This window comes from Pantoea sp. EKM101V (genome assembly GCF_011800325.1).
Lineage (GTDB): Bacteria > Pseudomonadota > Gammaproteobacteria > Enterobacterales > Enterobacteriaceae > Pantoea > Pantoea anthophila.
The window spans coordinates 184,458-200,662 of the sequence record NZ_JAALFP010000001.1; the positions used below are offsets into that span (position 1 = coordinate 184,458).

Below are 16,205 nucleotides of genomic sequence, written 5' to 3' on the forward strand. Positions count from 1 at the left end.
ACCATGCAGAAAGGAAACGGGCAGCCAGGCTGCCCGTCTCAGGAGGAATAAGTCTGGCGCGGTTTTGCGCAGATGAGATTGCTCAGGCATACAGGCCGCGGAAAGATGAAGCGATGGGAGCATACGCCCGGAGTAAAGCATAGCGGGCCAGGGATGGTCCGCGCTGAGCCCGCCAGAGATGGCGGTTTTTGCGTCTTTGCGGAGGGCGTATACTCCCTGAGCCTGCTCGATGCAAAGCAACCAGGCGGGCAGCATCAGACTGCCCGCCTGACCTGACTTAGCGCGGAGACGGAATCGCCGTTCCCCAGTTGCGCCAATCTTTCGGCGCTTCATCCTGCAGCAGGAAGTGTTTATCCGGCGTCGCCTGCGGCGCCAGCGGCACCGTTGGCGGGGTGGCAAACTGGATGCCGCCGCGAATAAACTGCTGGAAGGTGCCGGTTTTCACCACGCCGCCAATCAGACCGAAGTCGAGATTGTAGCCGGACGCCAGCCAGAACACCGAGTTATTCCGCACCAGATGCTGATACTTCTTGCTGATACGCAGGGCAATCTGCACGCGATCCGCCATATTGCCCAGCGACGTGCCGGTCACGGTGCCCACTTCCACGCCGCGGAACAGCACCGGGGTGCCCAGCGACAGGGAACCGGCTTCGGTGGCATCAACGTAAATATTCAGGCCATTCAGGTAGCGCGAATCGGTAATGGTGCTCTCCTGCAGCTCAAAGGTGCGCACGGCACCGCCTTTGCCCGGGTCCACGTTTACGTAAGGCTGCAACAGCGTTTCCAGATGATTCACCCCCGTTGCGGAAATCTCTGGAGAGACCACCGAGAAACGGCTGCCGAGGCGGGCAAAATCATCCACATATTCGGGATAGAGCACCGCTTTGGCGACGACCTGATTGTTATCTTTACTGAGCGAAAGCGACTCCACCTGGCCGACATTGATGCCCAGGTAACGAATCGGCATCCCGGCTGAAAGCTTGCTGGCGTCATAGGTGTGCAGGGTAATCTGACTGCCCACCGCGCGGGCGGCGGTTTCAGACGGGTAGAGCACACGCTTGACCCCTTTGGCCGACTTCGCACCGGTCATGTTGTCGAAGCTGATTGCACCTTTCAGCGCCCGGTTTAGCGGCGATGCCTGAACTGTCAGGCCGCTGCCGTTAAGACTGACGCGGGCGCCGCCCTCGGCCCAGAAGACGCTTTCGCTGGTCAGCAGCTTGCGATACTCCGGCTGGATGTGCACCGCGATATCAAAGGCGTCAGCGCGCGGCGTGACTTTCACAATCTCACCGACCTGAAACTTGCGGTACAGCACCACCGAACCCGCCTGCACGTCAGGCAGACTGTTGGCGGTCAGCGTCAGGGTGGTGGAGGGACCATCACCGGTAATGCCTTCTTCCGCTTTTTCCGCATCGGCAAACAGCGGATAGGCGGTTTTCGGCTCGCCTTTCCTGCCCGGCTCCAGCCGGATGCCGCCATCGACCCATTCACGGGCGCTGGCACCTAACACCTGCATTCCGTCGAGACCAAATTTCACATCGAGCCGGCTGTTGACGATAAATTTGCTGTCCCCGTGCACCAGGTTGCGATTCTCAGGATTTACCGCGACCACGAAATTGACGCCATTCTCATCCAGAGAGCGCGACATCACCTGACCAATCTGCATGCCGTGCAGCATCAGCGGCTGCCCCTGATCGATACCGTAGCTCTCCGGCGCACTCAGTCTGACCGTCAGCACGTTGGGTTTCTGCAGCAGCGTCTCATTTGACGCCAGCACGGTGTAGTGCTGCTGCGGCTCACCTTCGCCGGGAACCAGTTCCAGCGTGTTACCGGTCAGCAGCGCGCTGAGGCTGGTATCGGTCAGACTGATTTTCGGGCTATGCATCTCAATGCGGGTGCCGCTGCGCATCAGACCGACCACCGACGGATCAATCGTCAGCTCGCCGGTTACCTTGCCGCCATCCTGCAGGTTGAGCTTAGTCAGCGTGCCGACCTCCAGTCCCTGATAGATCAGCGGCGTGCTGCCTGCTTTAAGGTTATTGCCGTTGGGCAGATCCAGGGTAATCAGCACGCCGCGCTGACTGTGCGCCAGGTCAGGGTAGAGCCGGTAGTTCTGCTCCGCTTTGGCCTCTCCGGCATTTTCCGGGGAGTCAAAGGCAATCGCACCATTTACCAGCGCCGCCAGGCTCTCCAGCTGTACTTTGGCACCGCTCAGGCTGACGTCAGCATTGACGCCGGAGACGTTCCAGAAGCGACTGTTGGTTTTCACCAGATGGGTGAAGCGGCGGTCAATCAGCACATCAATCGCCACCCCGTCGGATTTGCTGTTGATGTTGTAGTCATAGACCCGGCCGACCGGAATCTTGCGGTAGTAGACCAGCGAACCGGTGTTGAGCGAGCCGAGATCGGGGGCATGCAGATGGATCAGCAGTTCGCCGGTGTTCACCCGATATTTCGGCTGGGTATCGAGCGCGGTAAAGGCCTCGCTGGGTTTCCCTTTGCCGGGCATCATGCCGATATAGTTACCGCCGACCAGCGCATCCAGTCCCGACACCCCAGCCAGTGAGGCTTTCGGCGTCACCAGCCAGAACTGGGTGTCTTCGCGCAGCGCGTCGCGCATATCGCTCTTGATGCTGGCTTTGATCTGAATGCGGCGATAGTCGTCGCTGAGATTAATGCCCTGCACGGTGCCCACTTCCACACCCTGATAACGGATCGGGGTACGGCCCGGCACAATCCCATCCGCCGTCTGGAAATTGATGGTGATGGTGGTGCCGCGCTCCTGGTAGTTGGTCCAGAGCAGCCAGCAGGCGATCAGCATCGCAATTATCGGCAGCAGCCAGAAGGGCGAAACTTTACGCTTATTGCGCAGCGTGGCGTTAGTCGGTGTAGTCGGCGTTTCCTGTTGCATGTGCATCCCAGAGCAGGCGGCTGTCCAGCCACTCAACAGACATAATGGTCAGGATAACGGCGGCGCCAAAAAAGAGCGCCGCCGGTCCCATGGTAAAAGCCAGCAGCTGATCGCGATTGACCAGCGACATGGTTAACGAAATGACAAACAGATCCAGCATTGACCAGCGGCCAACCCAGGTGACAAACCGCAGTAACCGGATGCGGGTGCGCAGCCCCTGTTCACAGCGGAAATGGATGCTGAGCAGCAGGGTCAGCATCACCAGCACTTTGGTAAAGGGCACCAGAATACTGGCGATAAACACAATCGCGGCGACCGGCACATTGCCTTCACCCAGCGACAGTATGCCCGAGAAGATAGTGTCCTCACGCCGTGATCCGTTGAGGTACACCACGGAAATAGGCAGCAGGTTCGCCGGGATCAGCAGCACAATCGAGGCAATCAGCGCCGCCCAGGATTTTTGCAGGCTGTGGCGGCGACGGAAGTCGAGCGGCGTGTGACAGCGCGGGCAGCGCCCCCGTTCGTCCGGCAGGCCGGTATGGTGACAGTTCAGACAGACCTGCATCTCGTCACGCGCCATATTGCCGGGCTGCTGCGGGTAGAAATGCTCCCACAGCTGCTCCATGTTGAGATGGATTAGCGTCAGCACGCTCAGCACCGTCAGGGCGATGTAAGCCGCCAGCCCGTACCCAATCTCCAGCGAAGCATAGTCCTGCACCTTAATCGACGCCACGGCAATGCCGATCAGGTAGATATCGAGCATCACCCACTCTTTAAGCTTCTCCAGCATCAGCAGCACGGGCCGCAGGTTCATGCCCAGCCGGTGACCGATACCGAGATAGCAGATGCCGGCCACCAGGGTGATCGGCGCGCCCAGGGTGCAGAAGGCCACCATTGACGCCGTCAGGACATCCCCCTGCTGCGTCATCTGAATCACGCCTTCGAGCACGCTGGCATTGATGCGCATACCCAGCAGACGGATATCCACCAGCGGCAGGGAAAACGCGAACGGCATCAGCACCATCATGGTGGCGGCCATGGCCATCAGACGTGTCATCGACCAGTCGTGACCGCTGACTATCCGGGCGTTGCAGCGCGGACAGTAGGCCGCCTGATGCGATTTCACATCCGGTAAGGAAAAAAGGGTATCGCATTGCGGGCAACGCTGATAACGTGCGTGAGGCAATGTCTGGCTGATAGCGTGAATTTTCATAGGATGGTGCAATTTTCGCTCGTCAGAAGTAACAGATATCGGTCATTAAGACATTGTCTGTGTGCCTGTCTCGGGCATCACGCTTCGATCCACAGAATGCTAAGGTTATAGTAACTAACGCTATGATTCACCTTGTCGCTCTGGATAATTAAAACTTATTTTTAACGAACGGTCTCAATAAACCCGTTCAGATGTCATTGGTAACGGTTGAATAATGAACAAAACTGCCTTTTACGCCGATCTAAATCGCGATATGCGAGCCCTGCTGGCGGGCGAAACGGCGTTTCTCGCCGCGATGGGAAACTTTAGCGCGCTGCTGTATGAACGTCTCGATGGCGTGAACTGGGCAGGTTTCTACCTGCTGACGGAAGCCGATACGCTGGTGCTGGGTCCGTTCCAGGGCAAAATCGCCTGTGTGCGCATTCCGGTCGGTAAAGGTGTGTGTGGCACGGCGCTGGCAGAAGAGAAAGTGCAACGCGTGGATGATGTGCATGCCTTCCCGGGCCACATCGCCTGCGACGCTGCCAGCAACGCTGAGATTGTGATTCCTCTGAAAGTGAATGGCACTGTGGTTGGGGTGCTGGACATCGACAGCGTGGATTACAATCGTTTTGACAGCGATGACGAATCAGGGCTGGTCACACTGACTGATGGGCTTTGTGAAGTGCTTGCGAACAGCGACTTAGAAAAATATCTGCAGCTGACGCGCAGCTAATCGACTGGATCACATGGCATTTAGCGATGTTGTCATTATAATGTCGCCTGTTCATGCCTGCGCTGGTCGGCAAACCCGTTGTAATCAGGAAATTTCATGGAAAATCAACCTAAGTTGAATAGCAGTAAAGAAGTCATCGCTTTTCTGGCGGAGCGCTTTCCGCACTGCTTTAGCGCTGAAGGTGAAGCGCGTCCGCTCAAAATCGGTATCTTTCAGGATCTGGTCGAGCGTGTTCAGGGCGAAATGAGCCTGAGCAAAACACAGCTGCGTTCCGCGCTGCGTCTTTATACGTCGAGCTGGCGTTATCTCTACGGCATCAAAGCCGGTGCTATCCGTGTCGATCTCGACGGTAATGCCTGTGGCGTGCTGGATGAGCAGCACGTCGAGCATGCGCGTAAGCAGCTTGAAGAAGCGAAAGCGCGTGTGCAGGCACAGCGCGATCAGCAGCGTGCCGCCCGTCGTGAAGCGGGTGAAAGCGAAGAGGGCGCGGCACCGCGTCGCGCGCGCAAGCCTGCTGCACGTAAGCCTGCCGAGGGCGACGCCGCACGCAAACCGCGTCCGCAGACTGCTGCACCGCGTGCGACCGCCTCACAGCATCGCAAACCAGCCCCACGTCCGGAGCAGGAAGCCCGACCCATCACTGATACCTCAACTTTGCAACCCGGCCAGAGTATTAAAGTTAAAGCAGGCAAAAGTGCGATGGACGCTACCGTTCTTGAAGTATCGAAAGACGGCGTTCGGGTCCAGCTCGCTTCCGGCATGGCAATGATTGTGCGCGCAGAACACTTGCAGTTCTGAAACGGAGGCTAACCCCGGCATGAACACCCTTTTCAAAGTTGGACTTATTGCGGGCCTGCTGTTAGCAGGCCCAACGTTCGGCGCGGAGAATATCACCCGCGCCGATCAGATCCCCCAGCTTCACGAAGACCCGCAGGACCCGACGGTCAGTGAGCGCGTCACCTCACGCTTCACCCGTTCCCACTACCGCCAGTTCGACCTGGATCAGAACTTTTCAGCGAAGATTTTCGATCGCTATCTGAACATGCTCGACTACAGCCACAATGTGCTGCTGGCGTCGGATGTGGCGCAGTTTGCCAGCAAAAAAACCACCGTCGGCGATGAGCTGCGCAGTGGCAAGCTGGATCTCTTTTACGATCTCTATAATCTGGCGCAGAAACGCCGTTTTGAGCGCTATCAGTATGCGCTGACGGTGCTGGCGCGTCCGATGAACTTCAGCGGCAATGACACCATCGACATTGACCGCGGCAAGGCTCCCTGGCCGAAAGATGAAGCCGAGCTGAATGCTCTGTGGGATGCTAAGGTCAAATATGACCAGCTGAGCCTGAAGCTGGCGGGTAAAACCGACCAGGAGATTCGCGACGTTCTGACCAAGCGTTATAACTTCGCGATTCGCCGTCTCGCCCAGAGCAACGGTGAGGATGTTTTCCAGCTGGTGATGAACGCCTTTGCCCGCGAAATCGATCCGCACACCAGCTACCTGTCGCCACGTAACACCGAGCAGTTCAACACCGAGATGAGCCTGTCTCTGGAAGGGATCGGTGCCGTGCTGCAGATGGATGACGACTACACCGTCATCAACTCGATGGTTGCGGGTGGACCGGCAGCGAAAAGTAAATCCATCACGGTGGGCGATCGCATCGTTGGCGTCGGTCAGCCCGGCAAGCCGATGGAAGATGTGATTGGCTGGCGTCTGGATGACGTGGTGGCAAAAATCAAAGGACCGAAAGGCAGCAAAGTGCGCCTTGAGATCCTGCCTGCCGGTAAGGGCACCAAAACCCGCACCGTGACGCTGACGCGTGAGAAAATCCGTCTTGAAGATCGCGCCGTCAAAATGAGCATCAAGAATGTCGGTAAACAGAAAGTGGGCGTGCTCGACATTCCTGGTTTCTATGTCGGTCTCACCGATGACGTGAAGGTTCAGCTGCAGAAGCTGCAGAAGCAGAACGTTGACAGCGTCGTGATCGATCTGCGGACCAACGGCGGCGGTGCGCTGACCGAAGCGGTATCGCTCTCCGGTCTGTTTATTCCGAGTGGTCCGGTTGTTCAGGTGCGCGACAACAATGGTCGGGTGCGTGAAGACAGCGACAACGACGGCGTAGTCTATTACAAAGGACCGCTGGTAGTGCTGGTTGACCGCTTCAGCGCCTCAGCCTCTGAGATCTTCGCTGCGGCGATGCAGGATTACGGGCGTGCAGTGATTGTCGGCGAGCCGACCTTCGGGAAGGGCACCGTGCAGCAGTATCGCTCTCTGAACCGCATCTACGATCAGATGCTGCGTCCGGAGTGGCCGGCGTTAGGCTCCGTCTCCTATACCATTCAGAAGTTCTACCGGATTAACGGTGGCAGTACACAGCGTAAAGGCGTCACGCCCGATCTGCTGATGCCAACCGGGGTGGAAGCGGCTGAAACCGGTGAGAAGTTCGAAGATAACGCACTGCCGTGGGACAGCATCAAAGCGGCGACCTACGTTAAAACCGGCGACGTCAAACCGCTGGTGGCGCAGCTGACGAAGCAGCACGCTGAACGTATTGCCCAGGATCGTGAGTTCCAGTACATCATGAAGGACATTGCGCGTTTCAATGCCCTGAAAGATAAACGCAACATTGTGTCGCTCAACCTTGCTCAGCGCGAGAAAGAGAATCACGAAGATGATGCGTTACGTCTGGAGCGTATCAACGCGCGTTATCAGGCCGAAGGCAAAAAACCGCTGAAAAACCTGGACGAGCTGCCGAAAGATTATAAAGAGCCCGATCCTTACCTCGATGAGACGGTGAAGATTGCGAACGATCTGGCGCAACTGGAGAAATCCCAGCCGGAAGCGCCCGCGGCGAAATAACCTGCTGCGATGAGAAAAAGCACCGCCTGGCGGTGCTTTTTTTTGCCTGCGGGAGGGCCATTTAGCCGTAATCATTAGCCGCTGTAATCGTGCCAGCGTGACGGTCGGCGCAGCAGGCGTGACAAAATGTAAAGTTATGTCTTTTTAGGCACTTAAACGTTAAGGTCGCTTGAAAAGCGGCCCAATGCACATAGGATATCTATCCGCGTATAGGCGCGTGAACTACTGAGGAAGATTAACGATTATGATGCGTATTGCTCTTTTCCTGATGACCAACCTGGCTGTGATGTTGGTATTCGGGCTGATTCTCAGCCTGACAGGGATCCAGTCAAGCAGTGTCCAGGGCCTGATGATCATGGCAGGCCTGTTTGGCTTCGGCGGTGCGTTTGTTTCACTGCTGATGTCGAAGTGGATGGCACTGCGATCGGTGGGTGGTGAAGTGATTGAACAGCCGCGCAATGAAACGGAGCGCTGGCTGATGGAGACGATTGGCCGTCAGGCTCAACAGGCGGGCATTGCGATGCCACAGGTCGCGATCTATCACGCGCCTGACATCAACGCCTTTGCCACGGGTGCACGTCGTAACGCCTCGCTGGTAGCGGTTTCAACCGGTCTGCTGCAGAACATGAGCCGCGATGAGGCTGAAGCGGTCCTGGCGCACGAAGTGTCGCATATCGCGAACGGCGACATGATCACCATGACCCTGATTCAGGGTGTGGTGAACACCTTCGTGATTTTCGTGTCCCGTATTCTGGCGCAGATCGCGGCGGGCTTCATGTCCGGCAACCGTGATGATGGCGAAGAGAGCAGCAACGGCAACCCGCTGGTCTATTTTGCGGTGTCGATGGTGCTGGAGCTGGTGTTTGGTATTCTTGCCAGCATCATCACCATGTGGTTCTCCCGTCACCGCGAGTTCCACGCCGATGCCGGTTCAGCGAAGCTGGTCGGCCGTGAGAAGATGATTGCGGCGCTGCAGCGTCTGAAAACCAGCTACGAACCGCAGGAGCCGAGCAGCATGATGGCGTTCTGCATCAACGGCAAAGGCAAGTCGTTCAGCGAGCTGTTTATGTCGCATCCCCCGCTGGACAAGCGTATTGAAGCCCTGCGCAGCGGCCAGTATCTGAAATAGCCCTGAGCGGCATAAAAAAGGCGACCCCCGGGTCGCCTTTTCTTTTTCTGCCCTCAGGCGCGATTCTGCGTCATCCGTGACACGCTGACCAGCGCCGCCACGGCGGCAAAACTGCCCGCCAGCAGCAGCGAGGCGTGCGTGCCTTGCTCATCAAACAGATTAAACATCAGCGCGACCAGCGCGGCACCCGCACTCTGACCCAGCAGACGCGCGGTACCCAGCATGCCGCTGGCACCGCCGCTGCGATGACGGGGCGCTGAGGTGACAATGGTATGGTTGTTGGGCGACTGAAACAGCCCGAAACCGGCACCGCACAGCATCATGCGCCAGATGATATCGCCATTGCCGGGATTCGCCGGCAGCCAGGCAAGCAGAAACAGCCCCAGCGCGAACATCGCCAGACCGATGCCCCCCAGCAGCCCGGCGTGCACCCGCCCAATCAGCCGGCCGGCAATCGGCGCAAACACCATGGTGGCCAGCGGCCAGGGCGTCAGGAGTAAACCGGTGGCCACCTCATCACGCTGCAGGACGTTTTGCAGAAAGAAGGGCAGCGACACCATGGCGAGCATCTGCGCGCAGAACGAACAGACCGACGTCCCCATCGACAGGCTGAAAATCGGGATACGCAGCAGGTCAACCGGTAACAGCGGCACCGTCATCGCGAGCTGGCGACGGATGAAGAACCACCCGATAACCAGCAATCCGATCACTTCTGACAGCACCAGCAGGTGACTCTGACCCTGAGCAAAACCGCTCAACGCGGAGATGATCAGCCCAAAGAACAGGGCGTTCATGATGGCGCTGGGCACATCAAATTTCTGCGTAGTGGCTTTCTGCGGATTATCGGGCAGCGTCCGCAGCGCCAGCCAGAGTGCCACGGCACCCAGCGGGACGTTAATCAGAAACAGCCATTTCCAGCTCGCCACCGACAGAATGGCGGCCGCCACCGTCGGGCCCGCCGCCGTCGAAACCGCCACCACCAGCGAGTTGATGGCCATACCGCGCCCCAGATAGCGCTGCGGATAGATAATGCGTATCAGGGCGGTATTGACGCTCATCAGCGCCGCGCCGCCCAGCCCCTGCAGAACGCGGGCGCAGGTCAGCATGGTGAGTGAGGTGGAGAAGGCGCAGAAGACCGACGTCACAATAAACAGCGCCAGACCTGTCTGATACACGCGACGATAGCCCAGCATGTCACCGAGGAAGGAGAGCGACAGCAGCGAGACGATAATCGCAATCTGATAGGCGTTCACTATCCAGATGGACTGCGCCGGGCTGGCGTTCAGTTCACGTGAGATGGTGGGCAGCGCCACGTTGGCGATCGCGCCATCTAATACCGCCATCGTGAGTCCGAGCGCGATGGTGATAATCGCCATATAGCGCTGAGCGCCGGGTAAACCATCCTGAGGAGGGGAGAGTGTCATAAGTTAATTACTAAAGAGGGTGAATATCATCATGCTAATGAAGTTGACGCGAAATTGCAGCGTCCGGAGGTGAAAAAGATCGCGTGACCGGCGACACCGGGGTGAAACCATTGCCGCTTTCCGCTGCGTCACTCTATACTGGCGTTCTGTCTTATTTCTGTAACTGATTGAACAAGGTGCGCGATGTCCTCTGCTGAAAATGGCAAACAGCCCGATTCCGTCTCCTCCGTGCTGAAAGTGTTTGGCATTTTGCAGGCGCTGGGTGAAGAGCGCGACCACAGCATCACTGAGCTGGCGCAGCGTGTGATGATGTCAAAAAGCACGGTCTACCGTTTTTTGCAAACCATGAAAACGCTGGGCTATGTCACCCAGGAAGGTGAGAGCGAAAAGTATTCCCTGACGCTCAAACTGTTCGAGCTGGGGGCGAAAGCGCTGCAGAATGTCGATTTGATCCGCAGCGCGGATCTGCAGATGCGGGAGCTGTCGCGTCTGACCCGGGAAACCGTGCATCTGGGCGCGCTGGAAGAGGAGAGCATTGTCTACATCCATAAAATCGACTCGCTCTATAACCTGCGCATGTATTCGCGCATTGGTCGCCGCAATCCGCTCTATTCCACCGCGATTGGCAAGGTGCTGCTCGCCTGGCGCGACCGCGAGGAAACGGAAGAGATTCTGCGCCAGGTAGAGTTCAGACGCAGCACGCCGAATACGCTGACGAGCGCGGACGCTCTGCTGGCGGCGCTGGACGAGGTGAAGGCGCAGGGTTATGGCGAAGATAATGAAGAGCAGGAGGAGGGGTTACGCTGCCTCGCGGTGCCGGTCTTTGATCGCTTCGGGGTGGTAATTGCCGGCCTCAGCCTCTCTTTCCCCACGATCCGTTTTTCAGAAGAGGCGCGGCAGGATTATGTGGAGATGCTGCAGCGGGCGGCGCGAACGATTTCCTCGGAAATGGGCTTTCACGCCTATCCTTTCTGAACAGCGCGGGCCATGCGGCCCGCGCTTTCATCAGTTATCGATCACTTCTCCGCTTTTTTTCAGCAGCGGACAATCGGTTACGCCGACCACGCCGCTGTCCGTGTGCAGATACTGGGCGTTAATCACACCGCGTGCGGTAAGATAGCTGCACTGCAGGCCCAGTCCCGCTGCATTCTTAGTGCTGCCGGTTAACACGCCATAACCGGTAAAGAGCATCGCCAGCCAGATCACCGCCAGCAAGCCTACCATGCGAATAAACAGTTTCATTGTATCTCCTTGTGAAAGGTAACTCAGCGCTCCACCTGGTGCTGCCGGTCAGAATGATAGCAGCATGCCTGGCTTTTCGGCGGGAATCGATCAGAGATAACTGAAACGGCAAATTCTGCTTTGCCGTTAACCCCATTATCTTTTGTGATGGCGACAGGTAGAATACGCGGTTGTCGTGTTCTGGCGTTTTCACTTCGTTTTATGAGGCAGTTATGAATGAGTTAGCCGCAAATCCGGGCCCCCTGGTCAGCTATGGCCTGCTGGTCATCATTTTGATTGTGGCGTTTATCGCCTGGTTCTTCGTTAATCGTGCCAGCGTTCGAGCCGGTGAGCAGATCCGTTTGCTGGAATCGCTGCTGGAAGAGCAGAAAAAACAGAATCAGCTGCTGCGTCGTCTGATTGAGCTGCAGCCCGGCGCGGAGAGTAAAAAACCCGAGGATGAGCGGGAGAAGCGCGACTTTATCCGGTTAATCCCGGAACGTTAATCAGAACAGAGAGGCGGGATGAGCGGGAAGAATCCGTGGTATGACAGCAGCAAAGCGCACCATACGCCAGAGGGTTTCCGTAACCCTGAGCCGGAAGCGCGTCAGCCTGGCGATCTCCGGCGCTGGCGTCGGGAGCGAAAAGCGCAGGGTCTTCCGATGCCACCGCAACAGGGCTATGACGCTTTTGTTGAAGAGTGGTGGCAACCCGCCGATCTCAGCGGCAGTGACGATCGCCTCTGGTGGCTGGGTCATGCCGCCGTGCTGTTGCGGCTCAATCAGCGTTACATTCTGATCGATCCCGCCCTCTCATCCCGCGCCTCGCCGTTCTCTTTTGCCGGACCGCAGCGCAAAACCCCCGCGCCACTCAGAATTGCCGACCTGCCGCATCTGGATGTCGTGCTGATTTCTCACAATCATTACGACCATCTGGATCGGCCGACGGTCAAAGCGATCGTCCGGCGTTTTCCGCAGGCCACCTTTGTTGTGCCGCTGGGCCTGGCGGCGTGGTGCCGCGCCCGGGGAGTGCAGCAGGTACATCAGGCTGACTGGTGGCAGCAGGTCAGGGTGGGCGATCTCTGTTTTGATGCGGTTCCGGCGCGTCACTGGAGTATGCGGTCGCCCCGCGATCGCAACCGTTCGCTCTGGTGCGGATGGGTCGTACGTTCATCCTCCGTGCGCTTCTGGTTCTCCGGTGACAGTGGCTACAGCGACAGCCTGCTGGCGATCCCCGCCCGGCTTGGCCCCTTCAGCGTGACAGCCTTACCGATTGGTGCCTATGCACCGAAATGGTTCATGGCAGGCCAGCATATGGACCCCGATCAGGCCGTGGCACTCTGGCAGGCGGCGGGCAGACCGCTGACGCTGCCTATCCACTGGGGCGTATTTGAACTGGCTGATGAGGCACTGGATGCGCCTCCGCAGGAACTGGCTGCGGCACTGCGGCGGGCAGAGGAGGAGCAGGGCAGCTTCGCGCCCTGGCGAATAGGGGGAAGCCGCAGCCTGAATAATCCACCCCAGGAATAATCCTGGAGCCGGGGGAGCCGGTTACACCGGCTTTTTTTAACAGAAATCTTTTTTTATCACATTAATGGTTAAATTTTTAATAAGCCGGATTCGCGCGGCTGCTTTTATTTGGAGCAGAGCGCAGAGCAGTTTCCTGTTTTTGGTGCAGGAGAGAAGATACCTGTACCAAATAAAAAGTGTCGTACAGGATTAACGTCAGGTTATTGCTGCTTCGCTTTCCTGTCGCTTCGCTTATCAATTCGCTTACTGCCATATTTGTGAAATATTAATTTCTTATGGTATCCATTGAGTTAGCCCGGAAGAGAAGGCATCCGGAGGAAATGAACCTGCGGGTTCGTTATATTTATGCCGGGTTTTAGCGCCGCGACAGAACAGGCTGTGTGAGCCTTCTGGCAATTGTGCGTGCTGCCTCTCTGAGACTTTAAAAATGGCTTGCCATTGTTTTTAGGATATGTGATAACAATTCGTGGGTTAAACGAGGTACAGTTCTGTTTATGCATGGCATCTTCAGTGAAGAAGTACGAGTAAAGACGTTGACGTTGAATACCGCTTCCTTGCCGAACCTTAATTAGTGCCTCATGCAGTAACGTCTCTGGTTTTTCTGTAAGACAGCCTTCGGGCTAAATAAACATCTAAAGGAATTTGCAAAATGGCAAAGATTAAAGGTCAGGTTAAGTGGTTCAACGAGTCTAAAGGTTTTGGTTTTATCACCCCTGCAGACGGCAGCAAAGATGTGTTCGTACACTTCTCTGCCATCCAGGGCAATGGTTTCAAAACCCTGGCTGAAGGCCAGAGCGTTGAGTTCGAAATTCAGGATGGCCAGAAAGGCCCGGCAGCTGTTAACGTCACTGCTATCTGATTCGACTCCGCCTCGGTGCATCGCACCCTGATATGGATTCTCAAAGCCCTGGCCGGTCGGCCGGGGCTTTCTTTATGCTTCCGATGCGTAAACGATAAGGTTACACTGCGCCGCGTTATCTGATGCCGGAGTCCCCTATGTCGTTGATTTGCCCGCTTTGCCACTCTCCTCTGACTTTCCATGCCCGCAGCTGGTCCTGCGAGAATCGCCATCAGTTTGATCAGGCGAAAGAGGGGTATGTCAATCTGCTGCCCGTTCAGCATAAACGGTCGCGTGAGCCAGGTGACAGTGCAGAGATGATGCAGGCTCGACGGGAATTTCTGCAGGCGGGCTATTATCAGCCGCTGCGTGAGCAGGTCGTCGCGCTGCTGCAACCGGTGCTGAACCTGCCGGAGAGCCAGATTCTGGATATCGGCTGTGGCGAAGGCTACTACACCGCTGCGCTGGCAGAGGCGGCAGGGGAAGGCGGACAGGTGTATGGCCTGGATGTGGCCAGAATGGCTATCCGCCTCGCCGCTAAGCGTTATCCCGCGGTGCGGTTCTGCGTGGCCTCCAGCCAGCGTCTGCCTTTTGCCGATGGCTCGCTGGATGCCGTGGTGCGGATTTACGCGCCCTGCAATGAAGCGGAACTGGCCCGCGTCCTGAAGTCTGGCGGCACGGTACTGACGGTGACACCGGGACCGCATCATCTGCAGCAGTTTAAAGCCCTGATCTATCGCGACGTGCAGCTGCATGCGCCAGAGCAGAAAACCTATCCGGGCTTCCGTCAGGTGGCGCAGCATACGCTGCGTTATCCGATGGCGCTGACGGGCGGGGCCGCAACGACCCTGCTGCAGATGACGCCTTTTGCGTGGCGGGCGCGGGAGGCGGTCTGGGAGACGCTGCAGCAGAGCGAGTCGTTCAGTTGTGATGCCGACTTTACCCTGACGCAGTGGCAGCGCGACTAGCGCGCCTCAACCAGCGTGTTATAGATGCGCTCCAGGTCGTCGAGTTGCTGCACCGCAATCAGCAGCCGGCGCTGCTCAAGCTGAATGACCAGAATGCCATCCTCAGAAAGATTCATGCCCTGAATCCGCCGGTAATCAATCCAGACACCGGCATAAAATAACCCTTCGGCCTTCATCAGCAGCGTGGGCCTGCGCAGCCAGAAAAGCCAGAACGCCAGAAAGCTCAGCACCATCAGCAGGGTAGTGGTGAGCTGCGGGCCGTGATGGCTGATGTTGTTTCCCAGCAGAATCAGCAGCAGCCCGATGAAAATCAGGCTGTCGATTTTGTGCCGTCGCTGCAGGGCGACCCGCAAGCGGACAGGCCCGCGTCGACGCGGCAGAATCACCTCGTCATAAAGGGCAAACAGCAGCAGGGCGGCAATGCAGAGCGCGATCAGCGCATCAGTTAATGACATAACATCTGGCCTCAAACGGGGTGAGCTCAGCCGGTTGTGGCTCAGCTCACTACGCTTAAAAGCCGGGCGCAAGCGCCCGGCCGGGTGCGATTACAGACCGAGCAGGCCGATCCAGTAACCAAAAATACCGATGGCAAAGAAGCCGACGATAATCCACAGCGCGTTGACCTTACGGCGCAACAGCCACATACAGCCGAAGGTCAGCAGCAGCGGCACGATGCCTGGCATCAGCTGATCGAGGATCGACTGCACCGTGGTAACGGTGGTCTTACCGGTGGAGTCGGTGATACGCGACACCACCAGCGGGATGTTGACGTGCGTCCACTTGTTCACCAGCGCGCCCATCACAAACAGGCCGAGAATCGAGGCGCCCTCCGTGAGCTTCTGCAGAAATCCGCCGCCCATATCGCTGACGATATCGATCCCTTTGCGATAGCCATACGCCACGCCGTAGTAGCGGGTCAGCAGGCGCGCCAGGTTAAACAGCACAAAGAACAACAGAGGGCCCAGCAGGCTGCCGCTCATCGCGATGCCGGCACCCAGCGCGGCAAACACCGGACGCACGGTGCCCCAGAAGATCGGGTCGCCGACACCCGCCAGCGGGCCCATCAGACCGACTTTCAGGCCGTTGATGGCACCGTCGTCGATAGGCGCGCCGTTGGCACGCTGCTCCTCCATCGCCATGGTAACGCCGAGCACCGGCGCGGCCACATAAGGGTGGGTGTTGAAGAACTCCAGATGGCGCTTGATTGCCTGCCTGCGCTCATCATTATTCTCCGGATAGAGACGGCGGATCACCGGCACCATTGAGAAGCAGAAGCCCAGCGCCTGCATACGTTCAAAGTTCCACGATCCCTGAAACAGGTTCGAGCGCATAAAGACGGCGCGGACGTCACCGGGTGTCAGTTTCTTTTCGACTTTCGTAATATCAACCATGTGATCACC

Annotated in this window: 15 protein-coding genes; 9 read left to right on the forward strand and 6 right to left on the reverse strand. The window is 57.6% G+C overall.

Features of this window, described 5'->3' with window-relative positions; genetic code table 11:
• Positions 1-277: 277 nt before the first annotated feature.
• Both HFD92_RS00970 and yebS read right to left on the reverse strand, forming a co-directional pair.
• A complete protein-coding gene (locus HFD92_RS00970; RefSeq protein WP_167428123.1) occupies positions 278-2,911 on the reverse strand; it encodes a PqiB family protein in 2,634 nt (877 codons plus the stop codon).
• Positions 2,880-4,124, reverse strand: coding sequence for a membrane integrity lipid transport subunit YebS (yebS, locus tag HFD92_RS00975; protein ID WP_009089797.1), 1,245 nt, complete (start codon positions 4,122-4,124; stop codon positions 2,880-2,882). Before yebS ends, HFD92_RS00970 begins: the two co-directional genes overlap by 32 nt.
• A gap of 214 nt (positions 4,125-4,338) precedes the next feature.
• On the opposite strand from yebS, the gene HFD92_RS00980 reads away from it, so the two are divergent.
• From HFD92_RS00980 to htpX, 4 genes are all read left to right on the forward strand, one after another.
• The gene (locus HFD92_RS00980) at positions 4,339-4,839 is read left to right on the forward strand and encodes a GAF domain-containing protein (RefSeq protein WP_009089799.1); all 501 of its coding nucleotides are present in this window, start codon (positions 4,339-4,341) and stop codon (positions 4,837-4,839) included.
• A 96-nt stretch (positions 4,840-4,935) separates the two neighbouring features.
• Positions 4,936-5,637 carry an RNA chaperone ProQ gene (gene proQ / locus HFD92_RS00985; RefSeq protein ID WP_167428124.1) on the forward strand — a complete coding sequence of 234 codons (702 nt, stop codon included), beginning with the start codon at positions 4,936-4,938 and terminating at the stop codon, positions 5,635-5,637.
• Between the two features lie 19 nt (positions 5,638-5,656).
• A complete protein-coding gene (gene prc / locus HFD92_RS00990; protein WP_009089803.1) occupies positions 5,657-7,696 on the forward strand; it encodes a carboxy terminal-processing peptidase in 2,040 nt (679 codons plus the stop codon).
• Positions 7,697-7,940: 244 nt separating this feature from the next.
• A complete protein-coding gene (htpX, locus tag HFD92_RS00995) occupies positions 7,941-8,825 on the forward strand; it encodes a protease HtpX (RefSeq protein WP_009089804.1) in 885 nt (294 codons plus the stop codon).
• Between the two features lie 53 nt (positions 8,826-8,878).
• Here the strand turns inward: htpX and HFD92_RS01000 are convergent, their stop codons facing one another.
• Positions 8,879-10,249, reverse strand: a complete 1,371-nt coding sequence (locus HFD92_RS01000) for an MFS transporter (protein WP_167428125.1) — start codon at positions 10,247-10,249, stop codon at positions 8,879-8,881.
• A gap of 183 nt (positions 10,250-10,432) precedes the next feature.
• Between HFD92_RS01000 and kdgR the strand changes: the two genes are divergently transcribed.
• A complete protein-coding gene (gene kdgR, locus HFD92_RS01005; protein ID WP_009089808.1) occupies positions 10,433-11,224 on the forward strand; it encodes a DNA-binding transcriptional regulator KdgR in 792 nt (263 codons plus the stop codon).
• A 30-nt stretch (positions 11,225-11,254) separates the two neighbouring features.
• Here kdgR and HFD92_RS01010 read toward each other — a convergent pair whose 3' ends face one another.
• The gene (locus HFD92_RS01010; protein WP_009089809.1) at positions 11,255-11,491 is read right to left on the reverse strand and encodes a YobH family protein; all 237 of its coding nucleotides are present in this window, start codon (positions 11,489-11,491) and stop codon (positions 11,255-11,257) included.
• 212 nt (positions 11,492-11,703) lie between these two features.
• On the opposite strand from HFD92_RS01010, the gene HFD92_RS01015 reads away from it, so the two are divergent.
• The 4 genes from HFD92_RS01015 to rlmA all read left to right on the forward strand — a co-directional run bounded on the left by HFD92_RS01015 (position 11,704) and on the right by rlmA (position 14,805).
• Positions 11,704-11,976 (forward strand): YebO family protein, encoded by a 273-nt coding sequence (locus HFD92_RS01015; RefSeq protein WP_009089811.1) that lies wholly within the window; start codon positions 11,704-11,706, stop codon positions 11,974-11,976.
• 18 nt (positions 11,977-11,994) lie between these two features.
• The gene (locus HFD92_RS01020) at positions 11,995-12,999 is read left to right on the forward strand and encodes an MBL fold metallo-hydrolase (protein ID WP_167428126.1); all 1,005 of its coding nucleotides are present in this window, start codon (positions 11,995-11,997) and stop codon (positions 12,997-12,999) included.
• Positions 13,000-13,648: 649 nt separating this feature from the next.
• Positions 13,649-13,858, forward strand: coding sequence for a transcription antiterminator/RNA stability regulator CspE (cspE, locus tag HFD92_RS01030; RefSeq protein ID WP_003852684.1), 210 nt, complete (start codon positions 13,649-13,651; stop codon positions 13,856-13,858).
• A gap of 137 nt (positions 13,859-13,995) precedes the next feature.
• Positions 13,996-14,805: a 23S rRNA (guanine(745)-N(1))-methyltransferase gene (gene rlmA / locus HFD92_RS01035; RefSeq protein WP_167428127.1), complete on the forward strand. Its 810-nt coding sequence runs from the start codon at positions 13,996-13,998 to the stop codon at positions 14,803-14,805.
• Here the strand turns inward: rlmA and HFD92_RS01040 are convergent.
• On the reverse strand, positions 14,802-15,260 hold the full coding sequence (locus HFD92_RS01040) for a DUF986 family protein (protein ID WP_009089817.1): 459 nt from the start codon (positions 15,258-15,260) through the stop codon (positions 14,802-14,804). The genes rlmA and HFD92_RS01040 overlap by 4 nt on opposite strands.
• 90 nt (positions 15,261-15,350) lie before the next feature.
• Complete coding sequence (locus HFD92_RS01045; RefSeq protein WP_009089819.1) at positions 15,351-16,196, reverse strand: PTS mannose transporter subunit IID; 846 nt, start codon at positions 16,194-16,196, stop codon at positions 15,351-15,353.
• Positions 16,197-16,205 lie beyond the last annotated feature (9 nt).

What these genes read in the sequence shown, in the direction of transcription:
- HFD92_RS01040 (WP_009089817.1), bottom strand. Translation starts at nt 15,260, where the DNA reads ATGTCATTAACTGATGCGCTGATCGCGCTCTGCATTGCCGCCCTGCTG.
- HFD92_RS01010 (WP_009089809.1), bottom strand. Translation starts at nt 11,491, where the DNA reads ATGAAACTGTTTATTCGCATGGTAGGCTTGCTGGCGGTGATCTGGCTG.
- HFD92_RS01045 (WP_009089819.1), bottom strand. Translation starts at nt 16,196, where the DNA reads ATGGTTGATATTACGAAAGTCGAAAAGAAACTGACACCCGGTGACGTC.
- yebS (WP_009089797.1), bottom strand. Translation starts at nt 4,124, where the DNA reads ATGAAAATTCACGCTATCAGCCAGACATTGCCTCACGCACGTTATCAG.
- htpX (WP_009089804.1), top strand. Translation starts at nt 7,941, where the DNA reads ATGATGCGTATTGCTCTTTTCCTGATGACCAACCTGGCTGTGATGTTG.
- HFD92_RS01020 (WP_167428126.1), top strand. Translation starts at nt 11,995, where the DNA reads ATGAGCGGGAAGAATCCGTGGTATGACAGCAGCAAAGCGCACCATACG.
- kdgR (WP_009089808.1), top strand. Translation starts at nt 10,433, where the DNA reads ATGTCCTCTGCTGAAAATGGCAAACAGCCCGATTCCGTCTCCTCCGTG.
- HFD92_RS01015 (WP_009089811.1), top strand. Translation starts at nt 11,704, where the DNA reads ATGAATGAGTTAGCCGCAAATCCGGGCCCCCTGGTCAGCTATGGCCTG.
- rlmA (WP_167428127.1), top strand. Translation starts at nt 13,996, where the DNA reads ATGTCGTTGATTTGCCCGCTTTGCCACTCTCCTCTGACTTTCCATGCC.
- proQ (WP_167428124.1), top strand. Translation starts at nt 4,936, where the DNA reads ATGGAAAATCAACCTAAGTTGAATAGCAGTAAAGAAGTCATCGCTTTT.
- prc (WP_009089803.1), top strand. Translation starts at nt 5,657, where the DNA reads ATGAACACCCTTTTCAAAGTTGGACTTATTGCGGGCCTGCTGTTAGCA.
- cspE (WP_003852684.1), top strand. Translation starts at nt 13,649, where the DNA reads ATGGCAAAGATTAAAGGTCAGGTTAAGTGGTTCAACGAGTCTAAAGGT.
- HFD92_RS01000 (WP_167428125.1), bottom strand. Translation starts at nt 10,249, where the DNA reads ATGACACTCTCCCCTCCTCAGGATGGTTTACCCGGCGCTCAGCGCTAT.
- HFD92_RS00970 (WP_167428123.1), bottom strand. Translation starts at nt 2,911, where the DNA reads ATGCAACAGGAAACGCCGACTACACCGACTAACGCCACGCTGCGCAAT.
- HFD92_RS00980 (WP_009089799.1), top strand. Translation starts at nt 4,339, where the DNA reads ATGAACAAAACTGCCTTTTACGCCGATCTAAATCGCGATATGCGAGCC.